Source organism: Streptomyces sp. NPDC003327 (assembly GCF_053589515.1).
This window is the reverse complement of the sequence record NZ_JBSFSA010000092.1, coordinates 1-3705: the sequence shown is the minus strand read 5'-3', so window position 1 is coordinate 3705 and position 3705 is coordinate 1. Positions and strand designations below refer to the sequence as shown.

Sequence of the window (3705 nt, the reverse complement as noted above, 5' to 3'; positions counted from 1 at the left end):
TCCACGGCGGCACCAACTTCGGCTTCACCAACGGCGCCAACGACAAACACACCTACCGCCCCACCATCACCTCCTACGACTACGACGCCCCCCTCAACGAAGCCGGCGACCCCACCGACAAATACACCGCCTTCCGCAACACCATCGCCACATACGCCCCCGTCCCCGACGAACCCGTCCCCGCACCCGGCCAGAAGTTCGCGCTGCCGGGCATCGCCCTCACCGAGAGCTTCGGCCTGCTGTCCGGCGCGGACGCGCTCGGCAAGGCGGTCGACGGGCCGAGGCCGCTCACCATGGAGCAACTCGGCCAGGACTTCGGCTTCGTCGCGTACGAGACGGTCCTCGCCACCGGGGGGCCGGTGCTGCTGGAGGTGGAGCAGGTACGGGACCGCGCCCAGGTCTTCGTCGACGGGCAGCCCGTCGGCGTCCTGGAGCGGGAGAACCACGAGCACGCCCTCGCGTTCACCGTGCCCGAGCCGGGCAGCGTCCTGACCGTCCTGGTGGAGAACCAGGGCCGGGTGAACTACGGCCCCGGCATCCACGACCGCAAGGGGCTGCTGGGCGCGATCCTCCTGGACGGCGAGGAGCTCACCGGCTGGTCCAGCCGGCCGCTGCCGCTGACGGACCTCTCCGCCCTCCCGTTCACCGCGCGGACGACGACGCCCGTGGGTCCGACGTTCCACCGCGGGGTCTTCGAGGTCGACGAGCCCGCGGACACCTTCCTGCACCTCGACGGCTGGACCAAGGGCAACGCCTGGATCAACGGCTTCAACCTCGGCCGCTACTGGTCCCGCGGCCCCCAGCGATCCCTCTACGTCCCGGCACCGGTCCTGCGTGCCGGGGCCAACGAGATCGTCGTGCTCGAACTCCACGCCGCCCACCGCGCCCGCACCGTCGACCTCCGTCAGACCGCCGACCTCGGCCCCACCGAGCAGTAGGCCGGGAAGCAGGGCCTCGTCACCCACGCGAAAGGCCGGGCTCCGATCCATCGGGATCGGAGCCCGGCCGTCTGTCCGTCGCCCGGGTGTCAGCCCAGACGGATCTGCTGGGCCCCGGCGCCGTCGCAGGTCCGCTGGACGGCGGTCGCCCCGTCCGCGGTGGAGGCAGCGGCGATCTCCAGGCACTTGGCGCTGTGCCGGGCCGTCAGGGTGACGTACCCGTCGCCGGTGCTGCGGACGGCCCACTCCTGGTTGCGGCCGCCGTTGCAGCCGTACTGGAAGATCTCGGCGCCGTCGGCCGTGGACAGGCCGCTGACGTCCAGGCACCTGCCGCTGTGGCGGGCGACGACGTTCACGTACCCGTCGGCGGCGGGCCGCAGCGCCCACTGCTGGTGGGTGCCGCCGTTGCAGCCGTACTGGACGGCGGCACCGCCGTCGGCCGTCGAAGCACCGCTGATCTCCAGGCACTTGGCGCTGTGCCGGAAGGTCAGCGTCTTCCAGGCGTCCGCGGCGGTGCCGCGGAAGGTCCAGGACTGGTTGCTGCCGGTCGTCGGCCGGTAGACGCCGACGAGCGCGCCGTCGTTGACCGAGGCGTTGGCGACGTCCAGGAGCAGACCGCTCGCCTTGTTGATCAGCGTGTGGTGGCCGTCACCGGTGGTGGAGCGGATCCACTGCTGGGCGGTGGAGGTTCCGGGCGAGGCGAGGCCGAGCGCGCCGTTGGCGACGGAGAGCGCCCTGCCGGTCTTGACGTTGGTGATCCGGTGGGCGGCGGTGTTGCCCCAGTCGGTGGACGACAGCTTGGTGACGTTCCACTGCTGCGCGGTGTCCGCGGGCGCGGAGTTGCGCTGCACGACGGTGTTCTTGTTGTTGACGACGGCGACGGCCAGGGCCTTGCCGCTGTTGTCGTTGAGGAGCTGGCGCGCCGTGCCGGTGGGGGCGGTGGCCGCCGCGGTGTTCACGCCGCTGACGGTGGGCAGGACGAAGGTGGTGACGGAGCCGGGGCCGACGGTGGCCTTGAGCGTCCGGCCGGAGACGGCCTCGTCTGCGTCGCGCTGGAGGTTCTTGGTGGCGTCGGTGGTCCACCGCTCGACGGCGCCGTTCGCGGCGGTCTGGAAACCGTCGAGGTTCAGCGTCACTTCGCGCGCGGTGCCGGTCGGGTTGGTGTGGACGACGACCGTGCCGCCGTTGGGCCGGACGGCCGCGAGGGTGTGCGGGTCGTCGGTGTTCATGATCCGCGCGCCGGGGCGGACGAAGCGGCTGTAGTTGCCCATCGCCCAGTACTTCTTGTTCTTCCGCAGCGGCTCGGTGGCGGCGTCGGCGGGCGTGAAGTCGGTCTGGATCAGACCCCAGTTGGAGTTCTCCCGGTCCGGCGTCATGTTCTCGTAGTCCTCGACCGCCTGCCACAGGACCCAGGCGCGGGGCTCGAGTTCACGGAGGTCGTCGTTGATGCGCTGGGCGAGGTCGAGGGCGGGGCTCATGTCGGTGAAGCTCTGCCCGACGCTGCCGCCGAGGTCGACCTCCGACATCCACAGGGGCTTCGCCTCGCCCTTGGCGATGTCCCGGACGCCGGTACGGCTGCCGGTGCCGTAGGTGTGCGTGTTGATCCGGCCCACCGCGTCCCGTACGGCCGGGGCGTACGACTCCCAGTCGCCCATGGCCTTGCCGGGGTTGGTCTCGTCCATGGCCGCGATCGGGGTGGTGATGCCCTTGGCGTCGAGTGCGGCGCGCATCGTGGAGATCATGCGGGCCTGCGACGCGTGGTCCCAGTGCGAGCCCTCCTGGCGGCCGTACGCCTTCCAGTAGTCGGTGTCCGGCTCATTGAGGGGCGAGAGGGAGTTGAAGGTGACGCCGGAGGCGGTCTGGGCCCGCTGGAGCGCGCCGGCGAGGTAGGCGGCGAAGCGGTCGTACTGGTCGGAGCGGAGGTTGTCCTCCCAGGCGTTCCAGTTGCCGGACACCACGCCGCTGTTGGTCATGAAGTACGGGGCGGAGTTGGAGAACGCCTCGAAGACGGAGGCACCGCGGGCCTTGGCGGCGGTGAGCCACCAGCGCTGGTTGGCGTCGGCGTCGTTCTTCCAGTGGGTGGCGTTGTTCGGGTCCCACCAGTCGGGGGACTCCGGGCCGGGCCGGTTCCACCAGCCGGGGACGGCGGCGCCCGCGCGCATGTAGGGGGTGGTCTCGGGGCTGTCGCCGCCGCCGATGTTGTAGCGGGCGATGGTGAAGCCGAGTCCGTCGGCGCCGTAGAGGGCGTCGGCGAGGGCGTTGCGCTGGGCGTCCGGCCAGCCTCCGGTGACGTTGGCGAACCAGGCGAGGGCCGTGCCCCAGCCCTGGAACGCGGGCTGCTGGTAGCTGGGGTCGAGGCGCACGGTCAGCGCGGCGGCGGAGGACTCGGCGGCGCTCGCCGGGGCCGCGGCGGGGCCGACGGCGGTGAGGGCGCTCGCGGCGACGGCGGTGGCGGCGCCCAGCGCGGCGAGGCTCCTGGGCAGTCGGGAGGGTCCGTACCGGCGCCGGGGCGCGGTCGATCGGTTGCGGGTGGGGAACACGTCCTGCTCCTTGCGGGAAGGGGAGGGGGCGGGGGGGGACGGGGCGGCGGAACCGGGTCCCGCCGCTGCGCCTCCCGGCCGGCGGCCGGGAGGCGCAGGTGGCGCGGGGCGGCCAGGGACGGTGACCGCTCTGCCTCCCCCGGTCCGATCCAGATGGGGAGGTACCGATCGCCTCCCACTTCGCGCAGGAGCACGATCGGCTGGTTGGAGGGCATTTCCACCCGGAC

2 protein-coding genes and 1 pseudogene are annotated in these 3705 nt (G+C 72.3%); 1 reads left to right on the top strand and 2 read right to left on the bottom strand.

Annotation, left to right across the window (positions count from 1 at the left end):
- The coding region (locus ACWDVG_RS31500; protein WP_451704333.1) for a beta-galactosidase at window positions 1–938 on the top strand (938 nt) is incomplete at its 5' end.
- Window positions 939–1027: 89 nt separating this feature from the next.
- Here ACWDVG_RS31500 and ACWDVG_RS31495 read toward each other — a convergent pair.
- The gene (locus ACWDVG_RS31495; RefSeq protein WP_451704331.1) at window positions 1028–3478 is read right to left on the bottom strand and encodes an RICIN domain-containing protein; all 2451 of its coding nucleotides are present in this window, start codon (window positions 3476–3478) and stop codon (window positions 1028–1030) included.
- A 131-nt stretch (window positions 3479–3609) separates the two neighbouring features.
- Window positions 3610–3705, bottom strand: a pseudogene (locus tag ACWDVG_RS31490) (bifunctional nuclease family protein); the annotation flags it as partial.